Here is a 701-nt window from a genome sequence, read left to right as displayed (position 1 = left end):
TATCAGCCACCGCATGGCCGAGATCTTCAGCCTCTGCGACCGCGTGACTGTGTTGCGCGATGGCCGGCATGTCTGCACCGATCGTATCGCTGACGTGACCCCGGATGATGTCGTTCGCCGCATGGTTGGCCGCGAAATCACCCAGCTCTACCCGGACAAGCTCGCATCCGCGGATGTTGGCGGTGAGATGATCCTCGATGTTGACGGCCTCAGTGATGGCAAGCGGTTCCATGATGTGTGCCTTGATTTGCGCAAGGGCGAAATTTTGGGTCTCGGCGGCCTCATCGGTTCCGGCCGCACGGAGATTGCCGAAGGCATTTGCGGACTTCGTCCGCGCACAGGAGGCTCCATTCGCCTGCACGGCAAGTCGGAGACGATCAATACATATCCGGATGCGGTCAAGGCCGGCATCGTTTACCTCTCGGAAGACCGCAAAGGCTCGGGCGTGTTCTTGGACATGCCAATCGCCCGGAATATCTCGGTGTTGAACCTCAACGCCCTCACCAATCGCGCAGGCCTACTGAACGGCCGTGCAGAAGCAGCCCTCGCAAAGGACCTTGCACGGCAGCTCGGCGTGCGCATGGGTGGCGTCGAGGCTCCGGTCAAATCACTTTCAGGTGGCAACCAGCAAAAGGTCGCGATTGCCAAACAGCTCGCGGTCAAACCAAAGGTTATCCTGATGGACGAACCGACGCGCGGCA

Annotated in this window: 1 protein-coding gene; it reads left to right on the top strand. The window is 60.1% G+C overall.

Features of this window, described 5'->3' with window-relative positions; all coding sequences use genetic code 11:
- On the top strand, window positions 1-701 hold a 701-nt coding region (locus B3605_RS20460; protein WP_296435808.1), incomplete at both ends, for an ATP-binding cassette domain-containing protein.

The organism is Rhizobium sp. UBA1881, assembly GCF_002338015.1.
Lineage (GTDB): Bacteria > Pseudomonadota > Alphaproteobacteria > Rhizobiales > Rhizobiaceae > Rhizobium.
This window is presented reverse-complemented; position numbering and strand designations above follow the sequence as displayed.